Source organism: Streptomyces beihaiensis (assembly GCF_026274175.1).
GTDB classification, from domain to species: domain Bacteria; phylum Actinomycetota; class Actinomycetes; order Streptomycetales; family Streptomycetaceae; genus Streptomyces; species Streptomyces beihaiensis.
In genome coordinates, this window is record NZ_JAPHNL010000135.1 from 1 (window position 1) to 21811 (window position 21811).

At 71.9% G+C, this 21811-nt stretch carries 15 protein-coding genes and 4 pseudogenes; 7 read left to right on the top strand and 12 right to left on the bottom strand.

The genetic code is table 11. The annotated features are described in order from the left end of the window. Nucleotides 1-75 (bottom strand): annotated as a pseudogene (locus OFY01_RS32570) (Hsp70 family protein); the annotation flags it as partial. Next, nucleotides 68-868: pseudogene (gene mmuM / locus OFY01_RS14110) on the bottom strand (homocysteine S-methyltransferase); the annotation flags it as partial. The pseudogenes mmuM and OFY01_RS32570, both read right to left, overlap by 8 nt. 216 nt (nucleotides 869-1084) lie before the next feature. On the opposite strand from mmuM, the gene OFY01_RS14115 reads away from it, so the two are divergent. Both OFY01_RS14115 and OFY01_RS14120 read left to right on the top strand, forming a co-directional pair. Continuing rightward, nucleotides 1085-2134 carry a glycoside hydrolase family 43 protein gene (locus tag OFY01_RS14115; RefSeq protein ID WP_266599893.1) on the top strand — a complete coding sequence of 350 codons (1050 nt, stop codon included), beginning with the start codon at nucleotides 1085-1087 and terminating at the stop codon, nucleotides 2132-2134. A gap of 1 nt (nucleotide 2135) precedes the next feature. Beyond that, entirely contained in the window at nucleotides 2136-3551 is a 1416-nt protein-coding gene (locus OFY01_RS14120; RefSeq protein ID WP_266599808.1) for an RICIN domain-containing protein, read from the top strand. 15 nt (nucleotides 3552-3566) lie between these two features. On the opposite strand, the gene OFY01_RS14125 is transcribed toward OFY01_RS14120, so the two are convergent. Then, nucleotides 3567-5237, bottom strand: a complete 1671-nt coding sequence (locus OFY01_RS14125) for a rhamnogalacturonan lyase B N-terminal domain-containing protein (RefSeq protein ID WP_266599810.1) — start codon at nucleotides 5235-5237, stop codon at nucleotides 3567-3569. A 245-nt stretch (nucleotides 5238-5482) separates the two neighbouring features. On the opposite strand from OFY01_RS14125, the gene OFY01_RS14130 reads away from it, so the two are divergent. Continuing rightward, the gene (locus OFY01_RS14130) at nucleotides 5483-6535 is read left to right on the top strand and encodes a rhamnogalacturonan acetylesterase (protein ID WP_266599812.1); all 1053 of its coding nucleotides are present in this window, start codon (nucleotides 5483-5485) and stop codon (nucleotides 6533-6535) included. 89 nt (nucleotides 6536-6624) lie between these two features. Beyond that, on the top strand, nucleotides 6625-7062 hold the full coding sequence (locus OFY01_RS14135; RefSeq protein WP_266599814.1) for an NUDIX hydrolase: 438 nt from the start codon (nucleotides 6625-6627) through the stop codon (nucleotides 7060-7062). 32 nt (nucleotides 7063-7094) lie between these two features. Here the strand turns inward: OFY01_RS14135 and OFY01_RS14140 are convergent, their stop codons facing one another. From OFY01_RS14140 to OFY01_RS14150, 3 genes are all read right to left on the bottom strand, one after another. Beyond that, complete coding sequence (locus OFY01_RS14140; RefSeq protein ID WP_266599816.1) at nucleotides 7095-7841, bottom strand: cupin domain-containing protein; 747 nt, start codon at nucleotides 7839-7841, stop codon at nucleotides 7095-7097. Between the two features lie 22 nt (nucleotides 7842-7863). Beyond that, nucleotides 7864-9243 (bottom strand): prenyltransferase/squalene oxidase repeat-containing protein, encoded by a 1380-nt coding sequence (locus OFY01_RS14145; protein ID WP_266599818.1) that lies wholly within the window; start codon nucleotides 9241-9243, stop codon nucleotides 7864-7866. 102 nt (nucleotides 9244-9345) lie between these two features. Continuing rightward, entirely contained in the window at nucleotides 9346-10278 is a 933-nt protein-coding gene (locus OFY01_RS14150; RefSeq protein WP_407700340.1) for an NADP-dependent oxidoreductase, read from the bottom strand. An 86-nt stretch (nucleotides 10279-10364) separates the two neighbouring features. Between OFY01_RS14150 and OFY01_RS14155 the strand changes: the two genes are divergently transcribed. Beyond that, nucleotides 10365-11363 (top strand): GlxA family transcriptional regulator, encoded by a 999-nt coding sequence (locus OFY01_RS14155; protein ID WP_266599822.1) that lies wholly within the window; start codon nucleotides 10365-10367, stop codon nucleotides 11361-11363. Between the two features lie 9 nt (nucleotides 11364-11372). Here OFY01_RS14155 and OFY01_RS14160 read toward each other — a convergent pair whose 3' ends face one another. The 6 genes and pseudogenes from OFY01_RS14160 to OFY01_RS14185 all read right to left on the bottom strand — a co-directional run. Beyond that, entirely contained in the window at nucleotides 11373-13442 is a 2070-nt protein-coding gene (locus OFY01_RS14160) for an NAD(+) synthase (protein WP_266599824.1), read from the bottom strand. 7 nt (nucleotides 13443-13449) lie between these two features. Continuing rightward, nucleotides 13450-14148, bottom strand: coding sequence for a pyridoxamine 5'-phosphate oxidase family protein (locus tag OFY01_RS14165; RefSeq protein WP_266599826.1), 699 nt, complete (start codon nucleotides 14146-14148; stop codon nucleotides 13450-13452). Between the two features lie 160 nt (nucleotides 14149-14308). Continuing rightward, nucleotides 14309-17272, bottom strand: a complete 2964-nt coding sequence (locus OFY01_RS14170) for a glycoside hydrolase family 2 TIM barrel-domain containing protein (protein WP_266599828.1) — start codon at nucleotides 17270-17272, stop codon at nucleotides 14309-14311. A 102-nt stretch (nucleotides 17273-17374) separates the two neighbouring features. Continuing rightward, nucleotides 17375-18076, bottom strand: a pseudogene (locus OFY01_RS14175) (ROK family protein); the annotation flags it as partial. A 223-nt stretch (nucleotides 18077-18299) separates the two neighbouring features. Then, nucleotides 18300-19559 carry an FAD-binding protein gene (locus tag OFY01_RS14180; RefSeq protein ID WP_266599830.1) on the bottom strand — a complete coding sequence of 420 codons (1260 nt, stop codon included), beginning with the start codon at nucleotides 19557-19559 and terminating at the stop codon, nucleotides 18300-18302. A gap of 143 nt (nucleotides 19560-19702) precedes the next feature. Continuing rightward, a pseudogene (locus OFY01_RS14185) lies at nucleotides 19703-19978 on the bottom strand (substrate-binding domain-containing protein); the annotation flags it as partial. A gap of 56 nt (nucleotides 19979-20034) precedes the next feature. Between OFY01_RS14185 and OFY01_RS14190 the strand changes: the two are divergent. Together OFY01_RS14190 and OFY01_RS14195 are read left to right on the top strand one after the other, a co-directional pair. Then, nucleotides 20035-20364 carry a glycosyl hydrolase 53 family protein gene (locus tag OFY01_RS14190; RefSeq protein ID WP_407700341.1) on the top strand — a complete coding sequence of 110 codons (330 nt, stop codon included), beginning with the start codon at nucleotides 20035-20037 and terminating at the stop codon, nucleotides 20362-20364. Between the two features lie 97 nt (nucleotides 20365-20461). Further along, nucleotides 20462-21811 (top strand): radical SAM protein, encoded by a 1350-nt coding sequence (locus OFY01_RS14195; RefSeq protein WP_266599832.1) that lies wholly within the window; start codon nucleotides 20462-20464, stop codon nucleotides 21809-21811.

The window sequence follows — 21811 nt, forward strand, 5'->3', positions numbered from 1 at the left end:
GTCCTTCGCGGTCACGTGCATGATGCCGTTGGCGTCGATGTCGAAGGAGACCTCGATCTGCGGGACGCCGCGCGGCGGAGAACGTCGACGCCCCGGTCCAGCAGCGGGCGACCGCGTCCCACCGCTCGCCGCTGTTGGGGTAGACGACGACCGGTCTGCCGGTGACCCGGGCCGCGACCCGCACCGCCTCGTCCGCGTCGTCCGGGGCACAGCAGTTGACGCCCACCGCGACGATCTCGTCGGCGTCGGCGACCGCCGCGAACGCCTCCTCAAGCGGCTGCCCGGCCCGCGTGCGCCCGCCCGCGACGGAGTACGACAGCCACGCCGGGACGCCGAGCCCGCGCACCGCCCGCAGCAGCGCCCGCGCCTCGTCGGCGTCCGGCACGGTCTCCAGGGCGAGGATGTCGGGCCGCGCGGCAGCGAGCACCTCGAGGCGCGGCCGGTGGAACGCCTCCAGGTCGGCGACGCTCAGTCCGTACCGGCCCCGGTACTCGGAGCCGTCCGCGAGCACCGCCCCGTACGGCCCCGCGGACGCGGCCACCCACAGTGGCCGCCGCACCGCGGCCGCGCGCGCCGCCTCCCGCGCCAGATCGACGCTCAGGGCCATGAGCCGGGCCGCCCGCTCCCGGGACGCGCCACGGCGCGCGAATCCCTCGAAGCCGGCCTGGTAGCTCGCCGTGATGGCCACGCTCGCACCGGCCTCGTAGTACGCCCGGTGCGCCGCGACGATCGCGGCGGGGTCCTCGTCGAGCAGGCGCGCCGACCACAGCGCGTCGCTCAGGTCGTACCCGGCGGACTCCAGCTGGTTGGACAGGCCGCCGTCGAGCACGACGGGCCCGGCGGCGATGGCGTCGAGGAGAGTGCTCATGCGCTGACGCTAGTCGACGGACTGTCCTGGCAGACGTGTTGACCTCCCCGTGACGCGCCCTTACGTTCTCGATGTTCGTCATCACAGATAGTGACCGAAATCTCGAACATCACGTGTCGAGCATCGAACGCCGTGGACCCCTGGAGGTCTCCCGTGAGCCGCCCCACCCCCGCGTCCCCCGAACTGTCCTCCCGCAGAGCCCTGTTCAAGGGCGCCATGGCCGCCGGAGCGCTCGCCGCGCTCCCCTGCCTCGCCCTGCCGGGCAGCGCCGACGCCGCGACGGGCGGCGGACTCGGCGGCCCCCGCTCCGCCGCCTACCGCAACCCGATCGTCGAACGGCGCGCCGACCCGCACATCCACCGGCACACCGACGGCTTCTACTACTTCACGGCCACCGTGCCCGAGTACGACCGCATCGTGCTGCGCCGCTCACGTACGCTCCAAGGGCTGTCCAGGGCCGAGGAGTCGGTGATCTGGCGCAAGCACGCCACGGGAGTCATGGGGGCGCACATCTGGGCGCCGGAGATCCACCGCATCGGCGGCAAGTGGTACATCTACTTCGCCTCCGCGCCCGCCGAGAGCGTCTGGGACATCCGGATCTGGGTCCTGGAGAACGGCAACCGCGATCCGTTCCAGGGGAGTTGGACGGAGAGGGGGCAGATCAAGACGGCCTGGGAGACGTTCTCGCTCGACGCCACCACGTTCACGCACCGGGGCGAGCGTTATCTCGCCTGGGCGCAGCACGAGCCCGGCATGGACAACAACACGGGCCTCTTCCTCTCCCGCATGGCGAACCCCTGGACCCTGACAGGCCCTCAGATACGCCTGTCCACACCGGAGTACGACTGGGAGTGCGTCGGCTACAAGGTCAACGAGGGGCCCTACGCGATCCGGCGGAACGGCCGCGTCTTCCTCTCCTACTCGGCCAGCGCCACGGACTACCACTACTGCATCGGTCTGCTGACCGCCGACGCGGACCGCGACCTGATGGACCCGTCCAACTGGTCCAAGTCCGCCGAGCCCGTCTTCACCAGCGACGACACGTCCAAACAGTACGGCCCCGGCCACAACTGCTTCACCGTCGCCGAGGACGGCCGCACCGACGTGCTGGTCTACCACGCCCGCCCGTACAAGGAGATAGAGGGCGACCCGCTGCACGACCCCAACCGCCACACGCGCGTCCAGCGCCTGGGCTGGCACGCGGACGGCACCCCGGACTTCGGCGTCCCGGTCGCCGACGCGACGCGGCAAAACGAAGGAGCCTGAGATGAGACGCGCCTACGCGATCCTGCTGGCCCTCTGCCTGTCCCTGGCCGGTGCCCTGCTCGGCGCGGGAACCGCCCAGGCCGCCCCGGAGAGCATCCTCAACGGCATCCGGTTCACCGACACGTCCGGCGGCCCCGTGCACGCGCACGGCGGCGGCGTGATCAAGGTCGGCCAGTACTACTACTGGTTCGGCGAGGACCGCAACAGCGACAACACCTTCCGGTCCGTCGACGCCTACCGCTCCACCGACCTGACGCACTGGGAGTTCCGCAACCACGTCCTGACCCAGAGCTCCGCCGCCGAGCTGGCCACCGCCGACATCGAGCGGCCCAAGGTCATCTACAACGCGGCCACCGGCGAGTTCGTGATGTGGATGCACAAGGAGAACGGCAGCGACTACACCGAGGCCCGTGCGGCCGTAGCCGTCTCGGACACGGTCGACGGGACCTACGCCTACAAGGGCAGCTTCCGCCCGCTCGGCCAGTACATGTCCCGTGACATCACCGCCTTCGTCGACTCCGACGGCACCGGCTACATGGTCTCGGCTGCCAAGAACAACTACGACCTGCACATCTACAAGCTCACCGCCGACTACACCGGCATCGCGAGTCTGGCCGCCAACCCCTGGGCGGGCGCCCACCGGGAGGCTCCGGCCCTCTTCGAGCGCGACGGCGTCTACTTCATGCTCACCTCCGGCTCGACCGGCTGGAACCCCAACCAGCAGCAGTACGCGACCGCCACCAGCGTCACCGGCCCCTGGACCGCCATGAAGAACGTCGGCGACTCCACCGCCTTCGGGTCCCAGACCGCGTACGTGCTGCCCGTCCAGGGCGCCTCCGGCACCTCGTACCTGTACATGGGCGACCGGTGGGGCAACTCCTTCGGCGGGACCGTCAACGACTCCCGGTACGTGTGGCTGCCGCTGGCCTTCCCGACCTCCACCTCGCTGTCGATGTCCTGGTCGCCGGAGATCACCGTCGACACGGCCGCCGGGACCGTCACCGGCACCGCGGCCACGTACGACACGCTCGTCGCCCGGCACAGCGGCAAGTGCGCCGACGTCACCAGCCGGTCGCTGTGGCAGGGCACCCGGATCAAGCAGTACGACTGCAACGGCGGCGCCAACCAGAAGTACTGGTTCAGGCCCGTCGGCAGCGGCTACTACCAGCTCGTCGTCGAGAACAGTTCCCTGTGCGTGCGGGAGAACGCGAGCGACGTCACCCAGGAGGACTGCGACACGTCCGATCCCGCCCAGCAGTGGGCGCCCGCCACGGCCACCGGCACCTACCTGAACATCACGTCCCGCGCGAGCGGCGAGTGCCTGGACGTGTCCGGCGCCTCCACCGCCAACGGCGCCGCCGTCATCACCTACAGCTGCAACGGCGGCACCAACCAGCAGTGGAAACTCGGGGCATGACGCTACATCAGCCGGTCATTCCAGCAGGTCGATCGCGTCGATCGCCGTGCCCGCGCTGAGGTAGGAGGTCGTACCGGAGCCGCTGACCACATAGATCCTCAGCGTGTTGTACGCACTGGCGTCCGTCTGCCAGGCGGACGCCGGGACGCTGTACGTGAACGTGTGGTTGTTGCCCCGGTACGACCCCACCGTCAGGGAGCGGGTGCTCGGCTGCGCCGGCGGGGAGGGGATCGCCGAGGTCCAGGAGTCGTTGACGACGACCTGCGGGCGGCCGTTCGCGTACGCGGTCGTCACGCCGATGCGCAGGGTGTGCGCCGCCGCCAGCTGCGCGGCGGTGAGCCGGAAGTAGACGATGATGCCGCTGTTGACGTCCTTCCACAGGTAGCAGGGGAACGCCGACGTCTCGCTTCCGCTGCCGATGACGACGTTGCCCTTCCAGGGCGCGGCGCGCACGTCGGACGGGTGGGCGTACGTCATCAGCTCCGCGTTCTTGAAGCCGCCCGGCGTGCCGTCCCAGTCGTTGATCCGCCAGATCGCGCTCGCGTTGGAGGGATCGTTCGAGGACGGGACCGTGATGGTGTGGAGCGTGGTCGTGCCGCCCGCCGTGACCGTCACCGAGCCGGTGTGCACGGCCAGTTCGCCCTTGTACACGGTGAGCGTGTAGGTGCCCGGCAGAACGCGTGTGATCGAGAAGTAGCCGTCCGAGTCGCGCGCCGAACCCCAGTACTGCGCGGCCGAGTTGGCCAGCCCGACCGTGTACGGGTACGACGTGTCACGGCCCGCGATCCCCACGCCTGCCACGCGCCCGCGCCCGCCCGCCGCGACATACCCCGAGATGCCGAGCGAGTCCGCCCAGGAGGTGTCGATGTTCGCGTGGTGGAGCGAGGACGAGGGCGCGCCGCCGTCCGTGAAGGCGATGACGTACGGGCCCTGGAGCCCGAACCGCTCGGCCTCCGTCTGGTTCTCCCCGTAGTAGAGGATCTCGTAGATGCCGCCGCCGTCCGCGCTCTGGTGGCGAAGCAGCGAGCGGTAGAACGGGCCGCCGGACGCCTTCTCGTGGTTGGAGCGCACCATGTACAGACCGACGCCGCCCGCGCTCCAGCCGATGTAGTCGTAGTCGATGACGCGCAGCTTCGAGTAGTGCTTCGACCTGGTCTGGCCGTCCGACTTCTCGAAGACGTCCTTGGCCTCGATCAGGGTGGGCGCGTAGGTGTACGAGTCGGGCTGGTCGTTGAGGAACTTGCCCGCCTGGACGCGGACGATGTAGCGCGTGGCGCTGACCGTGCCGTCGGCCTTGTTCGTCCAGATGTAGACGTTGTTCTCGCCGCTGCGGGCCGCGTAGTACAGCCTCAGCGTCTTGTACGTGACCGAGATCAGGATCGTCGGACCGGACTGCCTGATCGTGACCGTGGAGGCGCCGAGGCCCGACTCGATGTGCGAGTTCTTGCCGCCGTAGCCCTGGTACTCGGTGCCCTTGTAGACGAGCGAGGACAGGTCGCCGTTGGCCTTGCTGACCTTGAAGACGAGGCTCGCGCCGGTGTTCACCACGTAGTGCGAGCCGTCGTCGCCGTAGCCGAAGGCCGCCGCGGAGGCGGGAAGGGAGAGCGGCCCGGCGACGGCCGCCGCGGCGGCGGCCGAGGCCGCGGACGCCATGAGGGTGCGACGGCGCACGGTGTTCTCGGGCATGACGGTGCCCTTCTGTGTGGGGTGGTGGTGCGGGTGGTTCGGGAGCGTGACAGTCGAACGGCGTTCGCGAAACCCCCCGCTCAGAAAGGGAGTTGGGAAATCGGCCCATTTACTTGAATCGTTGCAAGAGGTCTAGAAAGCGCTTGCCCCCTCGGCTATGGTCCTGCGCCGGTGCCTGCCCGGGCGCCGTCGGCACTCGTGAGGAGCCCACAGTGAGACCGAGACGACGTCCCGCCGTCGCGTCCATGTCCGTGTCCCTGGCCACCGTCGCCGCCGTCGCCGCGATCGCCGCCGCGGGCGCGCTGACGCCCGTCCGTGCCGCCCCGGGGGCGGCCGCCGCCCGAGGGCTCCGCCACTGCACCGGAACCGCCCCCGTGACCTGCCACTTCGACGTGCCGCCCGGCGACTACGACGTACGCGTCGAACTGGGCGGCGACGCGGCGGGCAGCACCTCGGTCAGCGGCGAGACCCGGCGCGCCCTGCTCGCCGAGACGCCCACCGCGCCGGGGCGTACGGTCCACGGCTCCTTCACGGTGGACGTCCGCACCCCTGAAGGCGAGCCGACCGGTCCCGAGGGCAGCGACGGGCTCGACCTCACCTTCGCCGGAACCGCCCCCGAGCTTGCATCGATTCAGGTCAGGCCCGCCCGCCCCACCACACCGAAGATCTACGTCATCGGCGACTCCACCGTGTGCGACCAGCCCGCCGCCCCGTACACCGGCTGGGCGCAGGAGCTGCCCCAGTACTTCAAGCGGGGCGTGTCCGTCGCCAACTACGCCGACTCGGGCGAGAGCACGGTCACCTACCTCGCCGACCCGAGGCTCTTCGCCACCGTGAAGCCGCTGATCCGGCCGGGCGACCTCGCCCTGATCCAGCTCGCCCACAACGACAAGACGACCGACGAGGCCACCTACCGGGCCAACCTGGAGAAGCTGGTGGCCGGGGTGCGCGTGCAGGGCGGCAGGCCGGTCCTGGTGACACCGATCGTGCGCCGCTGGTTCAACAGGGACGGCACGCTCGACAACGGCATCGCGCTCATCGTCAACGGCCTCGGCGTCGACCTGCCCGGGGTCATGCGCCAGGTGGCGGCCGCCGAACGTGTGCCGCTGATCGACCTGACCGCGCGCACCAAGGCGGCCGTGGAGGCGCTCGGCCCCGAGGCGTCCAAGGGCCTGTACCTCTACGACGAGAAACGTGACAACACCCACACATCGGTCCGGGGCGCGACCGAATACGCCGGTTTCGTCCGGGACGCGCTGCGTGACCAGGGGCTCGTGGCGCGCCGGGTCGTGCGCTGAGCGCGCACGCGCTCCGGAGCCAACACGCCGTGCCGCAATGCCCGTTGCGCCCGGGTGCCGTCCTCGCTTCCGCGCGCTACGGTTGGCGGGTGGACTCCCCTCCCGAAAACCGGCTCGCCGCCGCGGTGGTCACGCTCGGCGGGCGCGTTCTGCTGGTCAGACGCAGTGAGACCGAGCGGTTCCTGCCGCGCGTGTGGGGCGTTCCCTGCGGAAAGCTCGAACCGGGGGAGCGTCCCGAGGACGGTGTGCTGCGTGAGCTCAAGGAGGAGACCGGGCTGCTCGGCGCGGTCGTGCGCAAGGTCGGCGAATCCTCCTTCGTCAGCCGATACCGAGGCCGAGAGGTGAAGAACCGGCAGGACAACTTCCTCGTCTACCCGCTCACCACCGACATCGCGCTGCCACTCGCCGACCAGGCCGCGGCGTGGCTGTGGCCCCACGAACTCGACACCGTGGAGGTCGACGACTACAACCGGGAGATCGTGGCGCAGGCCGGGCCGTATCTGCGTGATCCGCGTGACCACGCCTGACGCCGGTTGGCTCAAACCCGCTCACGGGCGCCTCACCCACGCGTGAGAAGAGCCGCCAGCGCCTCCAGTTCCGTCACGTACTCCGTGGCGTCCAGCGGCGTCTTCGCCACCTCGGCCGCGTGCGGGTCGGCGTCCGCGGCGAGGAAGACATCCGTGTGGCGGCGACGGCCCGCGCCCGTCTCCAGGAACAGCGTGACCGTCGGGGCCGCGGCCGTCGTCCGGACCCGGTGCAGGGTGTGGGACGGCAGGGCGTAACTGCTGCCCGCCGGGTACTCGGCGACGTGCGCCAGATCAAGGCGCGCCGCGCCGGCCGGTTCCAGGAGCCAGTCCGCGGCACCGTCCGACAGGGACTCGCGGTAGCGGGCCGCCGCCCGGCCGGCTCGCGGGTCGGTCGCGGGAGCGAAAAGCTCCATGCGCAGCGAGCCGCGCACCACGGACGAGGCGAGCGGTGAGCGGTGGTTGTGGATGTCCTCCGGCGCCCGCGCGCCCGGCCGCCACACGTGGGCGCGGAGCATGTGGTGCGGGCCGCCGTCGATGAGCAGCAGCTTGTCGAAGCCCAGGACGTGCCGGTACGAGAGCCGGGCGCGGCGCGCCGTGTCGTCGCCGCCCGCCGCGCCGTCCGCCGCGAGGTCCCGTACGAGACCGGCCAGCCGCTCCGGCGTGCCCAGGCGCGCGACCACGTCACGGGCCGCGCGGGTCAGATCCGCCTCGGGGGCCGCCACGTCCAGGGCCTCGCCGAGCAGCCGCCGCGCCGAAGCCACCAGTCGACCACCCGCCATACGCCCTCCCGGTACCGCCGCCTTATGGTTCATACATCCATAAGGCATGCGCACGCAGCGCCGAAAGACCTTGATAGGTCATCCATATCGGCCGTCTCAGCTGCGTGGAACCGTCCCTGACCCAGGTCCAGATCCCGTCCGTCTGCCCCCGCCACACGGCCGCGGCGGCGCCGGTGACGAGGCGGCGGCGCACCCGCTCGGTGCCGTCCGCGTGCGCCACCTCCCGCGCCCCCGGGGTCAGCAGCGCCCGCGTCACCCAACTCGACGCGAAGTGACGGACGTTGAGCACCTCCGTGTGGAAGGGCTCGTCGGTGCGCGGGCGGCGGATCTCCTCGCGGCTGTTGGTCAGGTCGGGGCAGTTGTCGTGGTGCACGCCCGGACAGGCGAGCAGCCAGCGCACCCCGCCCTCGCGGGCGGTACGCGCCTCGTCGGTCTCGCCCAGGACGTGCGCCGCGCGGTCGAGCGCCACCACGGCCTGCGCCGTGTACAGGGCGGACGGCGGGCCGTTCGGCGTGGTCAGGCGGTTGCCCCAGCGCGGGTGTCCCGCCCGGTCCGGGTCGGGCACGGCCCCGGCCACGAGCACGTCGCGCAGCGTGCTCAGCCGCTCGTGGTCGTCCGGCGCCGCGCGCAGCAGGCCGCGCAGCACCGTCGTCACGACATGCGTCAACTCATACCCGGTACGGTCGAGTTCGCGGGTGAAGCCGGATGTGCACAGGTCGGCCTCCGCCGCGATCCGGTCGGGGTCCGCGCCCGCCCTGGCCAGCGCGCCGAGGACGAGCGCGGTCACCTCGGGCCGCGCCTGCGTGCCCTGCGAGCGCGCCGACCAGCCGCCGTCCGCAAGACGCAGCGCCCACAGGGTGCGGGCCAGCTCACCGGCGCTCAGCCGCCCGTCGGGCATGCCGAGATCGAGCACGAGATGCAGGCCGTAGGCGGTGCCGACCGGCGTCGGCCGGTTCCGGCCCGGCTCGCCCAGTGAGTGCGTCCAGCCGGTCAGACGCCTGCCGGTGGCCGGGTCGTCCACCGTGCACAGCTCGTCCACCAGCGTCGCGTACGTCGCCGACACCAGCGCCGTCAGCCGCCCCGGATCGTCCGGCGGGAGCGGGGAACGGCCCGATCGCGCCGCCTGTTCGGCCTGCCGGGCCCGCAGCAGGGCCGCCGCCAGCCACACCACGGCGCCCGCCCCGACACCGCCGACCGTCGCCACCGCGTACCGCGCCGCCTCGGCGGACAGTCCGCTCGGCAACAGCCCGTACAGCCCCTGGAAGACGGCGTAGGCCGCGGCCAGCGCGCCGAATCCGCCCAGCCAGCCCACGAGTCGCTGCGGCGCCGATCCCCGCCGGGCGGGCGGTCGCGGCGCGGGGCGCTGCCGAGGCGGATTCCGGTTGAGCTGCTGCTGCGTCACGGCGGGCGGCCTCCCCCCAGGACATCACGTGGATCACGGACGACTCAAGTCCCTCCAGTCTACGTCCGGTTGACCCGCTGTACGCAGCCGATGACCGGCCGTTCAGTCCATGGTGAGGACCAGCTTCCCGGTGACGTGACCGGTCTCGCCCTCCGCGTGCGCCCGTGTCGCCTCGGCGAGCGGGTACGTGCCGGACACGTGGACGCGCAGCCGCCCGGACGCGACGAGGTCCGCGACGGCCGCCATCCCCGCCTGATCGTGCTCGACCAGCATGAACGTGGAGCGCACCCCCGACTTCGCGGCCTTCAGGGCCACTTCGCCGCTCATGTCGGGAAGGAGGGAGACGAGGATCGCGCCGGGCCGCAGCACGTCCAGGGAGCGCAGGCAGTTCTCGGTGCCCATGGGGTCGAGCACCACGTCCAGGTCGCCGGTCTCCCGAGTGAAATCGGCCGTCCGGTAGTCGATGACCTCGTCGGCGCCCAGGCTCCGCACCAGCTCGTGCTTGGCGGCGCTGGCCGTGGCCACGACATGGGCGCCCCGCGCCTTGGCGATCTGCACGGCGACATGCCCGACGCCGCCCGCCGCCGCGTGCACGAGCACCCGCTGTCCCGGCTCGACGCCCGCGGTGTCGACGAGGGCCTGCCAGGCGGTCAGGGCGGCCAGCGGCAGCGCCCCCGCCTCGATGTGGCTCAGCCCCATCGGCTTGGGCACGAACGCGCGGGCGGGCCCCGTCACGTACGCGGCGTGCGAACCGGCCCCGTGCGGGTAGGGCAGCATGCCGAAGACCTCGTCGCCGGGCCGGAACAAGGACACGCCCATCCCCACGGCCTCGACGACGCCCGACACGTCCCAGCCCAGCGTGTACGGCGGCTCGCCGAGGAAGATCGCCATCGCCCGGTGCTTCCAGTCGGTCGGGTTGACGCCCGCCGCGCGCACGGCGACGAGGATCTCGCCGACACCGGGCGCCGGACGCGGGACATCGACGAGTTCAAGGACTTCGGGCCCGCCGAACGCGCTCTGACGGACGGCCTTCATGGTGTTCTCGCTCATGGCCCCAAGCCTGCTGCACCCGTCCGGACCAGGACAGTGGCAAGGTCGCCACTCACCGATAGAATCCTGCCATGGCCGATCAGCACACCGCCCCGCACCGCGTCGTCGTGCTCGCCCTCGACGGTGTCTACCCGTTCGAACTGGGCATCCCCAACCGGGTGTTCGCCATGCTCCCCGACGCGTACGAGGTGGTGACCTGCACGGCGAGCGACGACCGCACCGTCACCACCGACGCCGACTTCACCGTCACGGTCGCGCATGGCCCCGAGGCGCTCGACGGCGCGGACACGGTGATCGTGCCCCCGTACGACATGGAACGGATCGCCGAGCCGCTGCCCGACGCGGTGCGCGCCGCGCTCGCCCGTATCCGGCCCGGCACCCGGCTCGTCTCCATCTGCACGGGCGCCTTCGCGCTCGCCGCCGCCGGGCTGCTCGACGGGCGGCCCGCGACGACCCACTGGGCCATGGCAGACGTCTTCCGCCGCCTGTACCCCCAAGTCGACCTGGACCCAGGAGTGTTGTTCGTCGACGACGGCGCCGTGCTGACCTCGGCGGGCGCCGCCTCGGGACTCGACGTCTGCCTGCACCTGGTCCGTGCCGACCACGGTGGTGAGGCCGCCAACTTCGTCGCCCGCTGCTGCGTCGTACCGCCGTGGCGGGACGGGGGCCAGGCCCAGTACATCAAGCAGCCGGTCCCCGAGGAGGGCTCCACCGGCACCGCCGCCACCCGCGCCTGGGCCCTGGAGCGCCTGGACCGCCCGCTGGCCCTGCGTGAACTGGCCGCGCACGCCCGGATGAGCGAGCGGACCTTCGCCCGCCGCTTCCAGGAGGAGACCGGTACGAGTCCGGGCCGCTGGCTCGTCCAGCAACGTGTGCACCGGGCCCGCGACCTGCTGGAGTCCAGCGACCTGCCGGTCGACCGGATCGCGGCCGAGGTCGGCTTCGCCACGGGCGCGTCACTTCGCCAGCACCTGCACGCGGCGATCGGGGTGTCACCGGCGGCGTACCGCAGGACCTTTCGGGCGGGGGAGCGGGTGACGGCCCGGGCAGGCGCGGGGGCGCCGGGCTAGGCCCTGTCTTCAAACTCCCGCCTGCCCGGCCTTGTCCTGCGGGCTCTGCGGCCACTCCCACCGCTCCAGATCCCGCAGCCACGCGCGGGCGTTGCCGTCGGACGGGGCGCGCCAGTCGCCGCGCGGCGAGAGCGAACCACCCGCCGACACCTTCGGCCCGTTCGGCATCGCGGACCGCTTGAACTGCGCGAACGCGAAGAAGCGACGGCAGAAGTACTCCAGCCAGTGCCGGATCTCGCCCAGGTCGTAGGCGACCCGCTTCGCGCCGGGGAACTCCGGAGGCCACGAACCGCCGTCCGCGTCCCGCCACGCGTGCCACGCCAGGAACGCGATCTTCGACGGCCGGAACCCGTGCCGCAGCACGTGGTACAGGGTGAAGTCGTGCAGCGCGTACGGCCCGATCTTCGACTCGGTGGACTGGAGTTCCTCGCCCGGCACCAGCTCGGGGCTGATCTCGGTGTCGAGGATCGCGGTGAGCGTCCGGCCGGTCTCGGCGCCGAACTGGTCGCTGCTGACGACCCAGCGGATCAGGTGCTGGATGAGCGTCTTCGGCACACCGGAGTTGACGTTGTAGTGGCTCATCTGGTCGCCGACGCCGTACGTGCACCAGCCGAGCGCCAGCTCCGACAGGTCGCCGGTGCCCAGCACGATGCCGCCGTGCTGGTTGGCGAGCCGGAACAGGTAGTCGGTGCGCAGACCCGCCTGTACGTTCTCGAACGTGACGTCGTAGACCGGCTCGCCCGCCGAGAACGGGTGGCCCATCTCCCGCAGCATCAGCCGAGCCGTCGCCGTGATGTCCAGCTCGTGCGCGGTGACGCCGAGCGCGTTCATCAGCTTGTGCGCGTTGGACTTGGTGTGGTCGCCGGTGGCGAAGCCGGGCAGCGTGTACGCGAGGATGTCGCTGCGCGGACGGCCCGCGCGGTCCATCGCCCGCGCCGCGACGATGAGCGCGTGCGTCGAGTCCAGCCCGCCCGACACCCCGATGACCACCTTCGGGTCACCGATCGCCGCGAGCCGCTGCTGCAACCCGGCGACCTGGATGTTGTACGCCTCGTAGCAGTCCTGGGCGAGCCGGTCGGCGTCGGCCGGGACGAACGGGAACCGCTCGACCCGGCGGCGCAGGCCCAGATCGCCGTCGGGCGCGCCGAGCCGGAAACCGACGCGCCGGAAGCCTGCCGTCCGCGCGGCGTGCGTGCGGCGGTTGTCGTCGAACGTGCCCATGCGGCGCCGCTCCTGCTGGAGCAGGTCGAGGTCGACGTCGGCCACGGCGTACCGGTCACCCCGCGGGAACCGCTCGGTCTCGGCGAGCAGCGACCCGTTCTCGTAGATCATCGTCTGGCCGTCCCACGACAGGTCCGTCGTGGACTCGCCGGCCCCGGCCGCCGCGTACACGTAGGCGGCGAGGCAGCGCGTGGACGCCGAGCGGCACAGCAGCGCGCGGTCCTCGGCCCGGCCGACGGTGATCGGGCTGCCGGAGAGGTTCAGCAGGACCGTCGCTCCGGCGAGGGCGGCCTCCGCGCTCGGCGGCACCGGCACCCACATGTCCTCGCAGATCTCGGTGTGCAGGACCAGACCGGGCACGTCGTCGGCGGCGAACAGCAGATCCGTACCGAACGGCACGTCCGTGCCGCCCACGCGGATGGTGCCGCCGCGCTCGTCGTCGCCGGGGGCGAGCTGGCGGCGCTCGTAGAACTCCCGGTAGTTCGGCAGGTACGACTTGGGCGCGACGCCCAGGACCCGGCCGCGGTGGACGAGGACCGCGCAGTTGTAGACGCGGTTGCGGTGGCGCAGCGGGGCGCCGATCGCGAGCACCGTCATGAGATCCTGCGACCCGGCCACGACGGTCGCGAGCGCCCCCTCGACGCCGTCGAGCAGCGCGTCCTGAAGGAGCAGGTCCTCGATCGAGTAGCCGGTCAGGCACAGCTCGGGGAAGACGGCGACGGCGACCCCGTCCTCGGCGCAGCGGCGCGCCTGGCGCAGGACCGCCTCCGCGTTGGCGGGCGGGTCGGCGATGGCGGCGTGGCCGGTGCAGGCCGCGACCCGGGCGAAACCGTGGCTGTAGATCGAGCGGAAGTTCACGTCCACATCATGTCAACCGCGCCGCTCCGTCGCCTGCCCGGGTACCCGGGCAGCGGGTGCCCGCCCGCCGCGCCAGGTGGGCGGGCGGCTCGATGCCCTTGTCCAGCAGTGGATCCGCTTCGAGCGCGCCCCACGCGGTGCGCAGCGGCAGCACGCCCGCCCACAGGCCGAGCTCGGCGTCAGGTCCTTCGCCGTCCTCGGGGGCGCCGGTGCGGATCTTGACGGAGACCTCGTCGAGCGGCAGGGCGAGCAGTGCCGTCGCGGCGAGTTCCTTGCGGCTGGGGCGGCGCGCGTAGTCCCACTGTCCCGGCGTGGACTGTTCGGTCAGGCAGCGGAGCCCAGCGAGTTTCTCGTCGGGGTCGCCGACGTGCCGGGGTGTGCCGAAGACCATGGCGCTGCGGTAGTTGACGCCGTGTTCGAAGACCGATCTGGCCAGCACCAGCCCGTCCACGTGGGTCACCGTCACGCAGACCTGGGTGCCGGGCGCGGCGGCCAGGCTGCGGCTGGCGACCGAGCCGTGGAAGTACAGCGTGGTCCCGTCGCAGCCGTAGACGGTCGGGACCACCAGGAGGTCTCCGTCGACCTGCACGCCGAGGTGGCAGACGAACCCGGCGCCGAGGATCGCGTCGAGCGCGTCCCGGTCGAGGCTGCCCTGCTCGCGCAGGCGGCGGTGCCGGGTCCGCTCGGTGACGGTCAGCGAGGCCATGAGGTCCCTCCTGGTGCGGCGCGTACGACATCGACCGCCCGACAGTACTAATTTCGTCGCCAGAGCGCCACTGCCCAGAGGAAACCAATAGTGATCAGCGTCCACCTCGACGAATTCCGCGCGACGGTGGTCTGGGTGACGGTCTGCGTGGCGCTCTGCGTCATGGCCTCGCCGCCCGGAACGTGAACGCGAACTCGGCGGGCGCCGCCGTCAGCCGGTAGCACGGCAGCGGACCGGGGCCGCAGGACTGGGAGCCGATGCCCTGCTGGCCGTGGTCGAGGTGGACCCACACCGTGCGGTCGGCGGCTCCGGCGGCTCCGGCGGCTCCGGCGGCTTCGGCGGTTCCGGCGGCAAGGTCGTTCAGGTGCTCGGCCGCGTCGAGCTGTTCGCTGGTCCAGCGGCGCGCCGTGAACCAGAACTCCGGCTCGCCCTCGATCCGCAGGCCCCCGATCTCGGCCCACCGGACGTCGGCCCGCGCCCCGTTCTCCTGCGGGCGCACATACGGGGTCTGCATCGCGTCCACGTCCGAGTGCCACACCGCGATCCGCGACGCGGCCCTGGTGTCCGGGTACGCCTCGCCGGGCCCGCCGCCGAACCAGCGGGTGGCGTCCGCGCCACCGGGCAGGCCGAGTCGTACACCGAGCCGCGGCAGCGGGACGCGCCAGTCACCCTCCGGGACCACCGACACCGCCAGCCGCACCCGCTCGGCGTCGGCCGTCCAGCGGTACACCGTCCGCAGCCCGATGTCACGGCCCGCCGGCGCGACCCGCGTCCGCACGGTCAGCGCGTCACCACTCAACTCCACACCGTCCAGCCGGTGTCGCATGCGGTGCAGCCCCACCGCGCGCCACGCGAACCCGAGTCGCTCGTCGCCCTGCCAGCTCGCCCCGTCGTCGTTGTCGGTGGTCGCCCGCCACACGTCCAGACGCGGGCCGACCACGTCCACGCCGCCGACCGTCCGCAGGGCGCCGGTGCGCGCGTCGAACGCGGCCGGACCGAACGTGATCAGCTGCCGCCCGCGCACCGGCTGGTCGGCCCGGCGCGGTCCCCGTCGGGGCGCGGGAAGCGCAGCCGACTGGGCCGACTGCCCCCACGCCACCTCATGGTCGTCGGCGTCGAGCGCCCGCACGGTCCAGCTCGTCGGCGCGCCCCGCCCGTCCTCGGGCGGCGCGGGCAGCTTCACCTCGCCGCACTCGCCGGGGCCGAGCGGCGGCACGGTGAGCGCGCCCGACCGCACCGTCTCCCCCTCCACCTGGAACGACCACTCGAACGACAGGTGCGACAGGTCACGGAAGTCATAGCGGTTGGTGACACGGACCGTGCCGGGTGCCCCGGCCGCCCCGAACGCGCCGGCCGTCCCGGTCCCACCGGCCGGAGCGTCCACGTCGATGCGGACCGGCTCGATCACCTTCTTGAACTCGGCGAGACCCGGCGACGGCGTCCGGTCGGGCAGGAGCAGCCCGTCACAGACGAAGTTCCCGTCGTGCAACTCCTCACCGAAGTCACCGCCGTACGCGTATCCGTACCGCTCGTCCGCGATCCCGTGGTCGATCCACTCCCACACGAACCCGCCCTGGATCCGCTCGTACGCCTCGAACAGTCTCTGGTAGTCGGCGAGCCCACCGGGCCCGTTGCCCATGGCGTGCGCGTACTCGCACAGGATGACCGGCAGTTCGCGCCGCCGGGCCGGGCCTCCGTCGAGCCGGGCGCCGAGCCGCTCGACCTCGGCGTGCTCGGCGTACATGCGCGAGTACACGTCGGTGTCACGGCAGTTCACGTCGCCCTCGTAGTGGACGAGCCGGTCCGGGTCGCGTTCGCGGATCCACTCCGCCATCGCGGTGAGGCCGCGCCCGGTCCCGGCCTCGTTGCCCAGCGACCACATCACCACCGACGGGTGGTTCTTGTCCCGCTCGACCGTGCGGGCGGCGCGGTCGAGCAGAGCCGGTGTCCACCGGTCGTCGTCGGACGGGTTGTCGTGCCAGCCCTGCTCGATGAATCCGTGGGTCTCCAGGTCGCACTCGTCGATCACCCACAGGCCGTACTCGTCGCACAGGTCCAGGAAGGCGGGGTGCGGCGGATAGTGGGAGGTGCGGACCGCGTTGATGTTGTGACGCTTCATCAGCTCGACGTCACGCCGCATGGTCGCCAGGTCCAGCGCACGACCGTGCTCCGGATGCCATTCGTGGCGGTTGACACCACGGAAGAGCACCGGCGTACCGTTGACCTTGATCAGGCCGCCCTCGACGGCGACCGTGCGGAACCCGATGCGCAGCGGCACCCGCTCCCCCTCGGTGGCCAGCTCCCCGTCGTACAGGCGCGGTGTCTCGGCGGTCCACGGCTCGACGGGCACGGTGACCGACATGCCCGTGGGCACGTCGATGCCGAGGTCCGGGACGGTCACCCGGCCGTCCACCTCACTGTCGACGCGCAGCGTCCCGTCGCCGGTCGTGTGGTCGTACGAGGCGTGCGTGAACCAGTCGCCGACGCAGCCCTCCGGGCGGTGCAGCAGCGTCACGTCGCGGAAGATGCCGGGCAGCCACCACTGGTCCTGGTCCTCCAGGTACGAGCCGGACGACCACTGGTGGACGCGGACCGCCAGGACGTTCCCGGCGGCCCGCAGGAGCGGGCCGACCGCGAACTCGTGCGGCAGCCTGCTGCCCTTGAACGTGCCGAGTTCGGTGCCGTTGAGCCACACCCGGGCGCACGACTCCACGCCGTCGAAGCGGAGCGTGGCCGAACCGTCGGCGAGCCAGTCGGCGGGCAGGTCGAAGGCGCGCAGATGGTCGCCCGTCGGGTTCTCGGTCGGCACGTGCGGAGGGTCGACCGGGAACGGGTAGAGGTGGTTCGTGTAGATCGGCTCGCCATGGCCCTGGAGCACCCAGTGGCCGGGCACGGTCACCTCGGCCCAGTCGTCGGTGTCGTACCCGTCCGGAGTGAGGGCGGAGGCGGAGGCGGAGGCGAAGGCGGAGTCGTGGGCGTCGGCGGTCGGCGACACACGCAGGCGCCAACTGCCGTTGAGCGAGAAGGAGGTGGCTGACGACCTGGCGTACCAGGCGCGGGGCGGGAGCGCTCCCGTGCCGGGCAGGACGTCTTCGACGTACGAGGTGTGATCCGAGGAGGACATACGGCTCCTAGGGCATCGGGCTGTGGGCTGATGGGCAGTGAGTTCTGAGTTCTGAGTTCTGGGCTCAGGGCTCAGGGCTCAGGGCTCAGGGTTCTGGCGGAGTCAGGCCGTCGTGCGGACGTGGCCCGCCGAGGCGAGCGCGCCCTCCAGGGCGAACGTGGCGGCGCCCAGGCTCACCGGATCGCTGGGGATCGGCGACAGCACGATCCGCGTCGCGGCGAGCGGGCCCGCGAGGGCGTGCCGGGCGACGGCCCGGCGGACCTCGGTCAGGAGAGGCCCGCCGAGCCGGCTCGCGACCCAGCTGCTGAGCACCACGACCTCGGGATTGAGCAGATTGACGAGGTCGGCTATCGCCGGGCCGAGCAGACGGGCGGTCTCCCGCACGACGTCGAGGGCGTCGGGCGCTCCCTCGGCGGCGGCGCGGGCGAGCGCCTCGATGGTGGCGGTCTGGTCGTCGGGGTGCAGGAGCGCGGAGCCGGGGCGCAGCTCCGCCAGCGTGCGCAGGATGCCGGGCGCCCCGACGTACGCCTCCACGCAGCCCCGGTTGCCGCAGTGGCAGGGGCGGCCGTCGAGCACGAGCGTCGTGTGACCCCACTCGCCCGCGCTGTTGGTCACGCCCCGGTGCAGCGCGCCGCCCAGGGCGAGGCCCGCGCCGACGCCGGTGCCGAGGTTGACCACGACCGCGTCGTCGGCGCCGCGCGCCGCGCCCGACCAGAGCTCGGCGACGGTGCAGGCGCGCAGCGGGTTGTCCAGGTACAACGGGTGGGCGACGTGCTCGGCCAGCAGCGACCGCAGGGGCCCGTCGCGGCGGCCAGCTCGCGGCGGGAGACGGCGGGGCGGGACAGGGCGCGGCGCAGCACTTCGTGGCGGTTGGCGGTCCTGATGTCACGCGAGGTACGACGCATCGACGACCGCCTCCTCGCCGCGGCTCGGCACCCTTGGCCCTGCCAGGCTAGGGACTTGGGAAACGGGTTGGAAGAAGGGGTGAGAAAAGTCCAACAGGCCGTACCGAAAGTCCTGTCGGCACTCAGAGGTGGAAGACGTCCCGCAGGAACCGGTTGGTGAACTTCCCCTCCGGGTCGAGGCGCCGCACCAGATCCACGTAATCGGGGGCCTTCGGGTAACGCGCGGCGATCCGGCCCGGGTCCGTGGTGATGACCTTGCCCCAGTGCGGCCGGGGGTCGAAGGGCCGAAGCCGGTCCTCGACGAGCGCCGCGACGGGCAGCGCGCGCCGCTTGTCCGCCACCCACGTGAAGTGGAAGGCGACGCTGTCGCGCCCGTGGGCGGGGCTGAGCCACTGGAGGTCGGCGGCGACGGTGCGCACCTCACACACCTGCAGCACGGGGGCGATCGACTCCCGCACGGAGTCGAGCGCGTGCAACGCGGCCACGGCGTGCTCGCGCGGCAGCAGAAGCTCCGACTGCAGCTCGTCGCCGTTGCTGGGGGTGAACTCGGGGCGGAAGTGCGGCAGCCGCTCGTGCCAGGGCCCGGGCTCGCCGAACTGCCGGGTGCAGTGGACAGCGGGCATGCCGGGCACGGGGTGCCGCGCCTCTCCCGCAGGTTCGGCCCACGGGAAGTCGACCGGCTCCGGGCAGCGCTGCTTGACCCACACCTGGTCGAAGCGCGGACCCAGCCACCGCGTGAACAGGCTGACGCTGTAAGCGGACCCGGACACGGCAGCGAAGTCGAGTCCGGCGAAGGGAAGTTCACCGAACACGTGCTGCGCCACGTCGAACGTCGGCCGCACGTCGAGGGTCAGCGACAGGACGACGCCGAGCCCGCCGAGCGAGACGACGGCTCCCTCGAACCCGGCGTCGCCGCGCGACAGGGTGACGAGGTCCCCGCCCGCGGTGACCAGTTCAACGGACCGTACGTGCTCGGCGAGCGAGCGGTTTCGCACCCCCGACCCGTGCGTACCGGTCGCCACCGATCCGGCGACCGAAATGTGCGGCAGGGAGGCCATGTTGGGCAGGGCGAACCCGTGCGCGTGCAGCGCGGCCGCCAGCTCCGCGTACCGCACCCCGCCGCCGACCCGCACGGTCCGTGCGTCCCGGTCGACGTCGATGCCACCGGGCATCGCGCCCAGCGACACGAGCACGCCGCCGCGCTCGGCGTCCACGTCGGCGACGGTGTTGAACGAGTGCCCGCTGCCGAGCACCCGTATGTGCGCGCTCGCGCGGACCAGTGCCCGCAGCTCGTCGAGCGACCCGGGCCGCTGGACCTCGCCGACGGAAAACGTGATGTTGCGGGCCCAGTTGGTGGGCACGCCGGACTGAACCTCGACCATGAAGGCTGCCTTTCGGAAGCTGTGTCAGTGCGGTTGCGGCCCGATTCGATCACGCGCAAGCCGTTTCGACCCGCCCTACTGCCAGGTAGCGGTGAGGGACGGGCGGCCCGCCGCGGCCGCGGACGCCGGCCGAACCCCTGTGCGGACTCCCGCCGCACCAACTCCGTGGGCAGTATCACGGCAGCGGGCGCCTCGCCCCCGATCTGCGCGAGCAGGACCCGGACCATCTCGGAGCTGATCCGGTCCCACGGCTGCCGCACCGTCGTGAGGCCCGGCTGACTCGAAAGCGCCGCGGGCGAGTCGTCGAAACCACCCACCGCGACGTCCTGCGGCACACGGCGCCCTGCCGCCCGCAGCGCGGCGAGCACTCCTTGCGCCATGAGGTCGGACGCCACGAACACGGCGTCGAAGTCGGGCGCCCCTCTGCGACCTCCAGGCCGATCTCGACGACCTGGCGCCGTGCTACGGCAAGCAGCTGTACGTCGCCGAGACCGCGTACCCCTTCACGCTCGCCGACGACGACGGCTGGGAGAACACGATCAACACCGAGGCCAAGCTGCTCGCCGGGTACGCGGCCACCCAGGCCGGGCAGGCGGCATGGTGGCGGGACCTGCTGAGCGTCGTCGAGACGGTGCCGGAGGGGCTCGGGCTCGGCGCGTTCTGGTGGGACGCCGCCTGGACCGCCGTCAAGGGCAACGGCTGGGACCCGGCCGACCCGAGCAGCAAAAACGCCTGGGAGAACCAGGTGATGTTCGACTACGACGGGGTTCCCACCCACGCCCAGACGTGGTTCGCCCACCCCTGACACCCAGGACCGGGACCCGGCGTCGGGCACGGGACATCCGGGGGCATACCGTGAGAGGCCGAAGCACGGCCCGGCAGCGAGCGAGGAGTGGATCGGGATGAGCACAGGCGACGGGGCGGGAAGCCGCACGGCACTGGTCGAGGACCTGATGGAGCGCTTCCCGCACGTGCCGAAGGAAGCGGTCTTCAAGGAGGACCTGCTGCGCGGCGGCATCGCCTTCGACGAGTCGGCGCTCACCGACACGGCGAACGAGGCGTCCGGCGAGGTCAAGCCGAAGTCGTACTTCATCTTCTCCTTCGACCACGGCACGCTGCCGGAGCTCGGCGAGGCCGCGCTGCGTCGCCCGCCCGAGGAGATCGTCCTCACCGGCGGCCCCTACGGCCTGCGCCGCACGGTCGTCTCGGTCCGTGTGAACCCCAACTCGCCGTACCGGGTGGCGGCGGGCGACGACGGCCTGCTCGGCCTCTACCTCGGCGGCAGGCGCATCGCCGACGTCGGCCTGCCGCCCATGCCCGACTACTACCGGCACAAGCTCGCCAACGGAAAGTCGGTCATGGAGGTGGCCCCCACCATCCAGTGGGGCTACCTCATCTATCTCACGGTCTTCCGCGTCTGCCAGTACTTCGGCGCCAAGGAGGAGTGCCAGTACTGCGACATCAACCACAACTGGCGCCAGCACAAGGCGGCCGGCCGCCCGTACACCGGCGTCAAGGACGTCGAGGAGGTCCTGGAGGCCCTCGACATCATCGACCGCTACGACACGGCGAAGGCGTCGACGGCGTACACCCTCACCGGCGGCTCCATCACCTCCCAGGTGCAGGGCCGCGACGAGGCCGACTTCTACGGGCACTACGCCAAGGCCATCGAGGAGCGCTTCCCGGACCGCTGGATCGGCAAGGTGGTGGCCCAGGCCCTGCCGCTCGACGACGTGAAGCGGTTCCACGACTACGGCGTGAAGATCTACCACCCCAACTACGAGGTGTGGGACCGGCGCCTGTTCGAGCTGTACTGCCCCGGCAAGGAGCGCTACGTCGGCCGCGACGAGTGGCACAAGCGCATCCTCGACTCGGCGGAGGTCTTCGGGCCGCGCAACGTCATCCCGAACTTCGTGGCTGGCGTCGAGATGGCCGAGCCGTTCGGTTTCACGTCGGTGGACGAGGCGATCGCCTCCACCACGGAGGGCCTGCGCTTCTTCATGTCGCAGGGCATCACGCCGCGCTTCACCACGTGGTGCCCCGAGCCGACGACGCCGCTCGGCAAGGCGAATCCGCTGGGCGCTCCGCTGGAGTACCACATCCGGCTGCTCGACGCCTACCGGTCGACCATGGACGAGTTCGGGCTCTCGTCGCCGCCCGGATACGGCCCGGCCGGGGCGGGCCGGGCCGTGTTCTCGGTGAGCTCGTTCATGGACAGCCTCGCGCCCGATGAAGAGGCCGTCGAGGCGTAG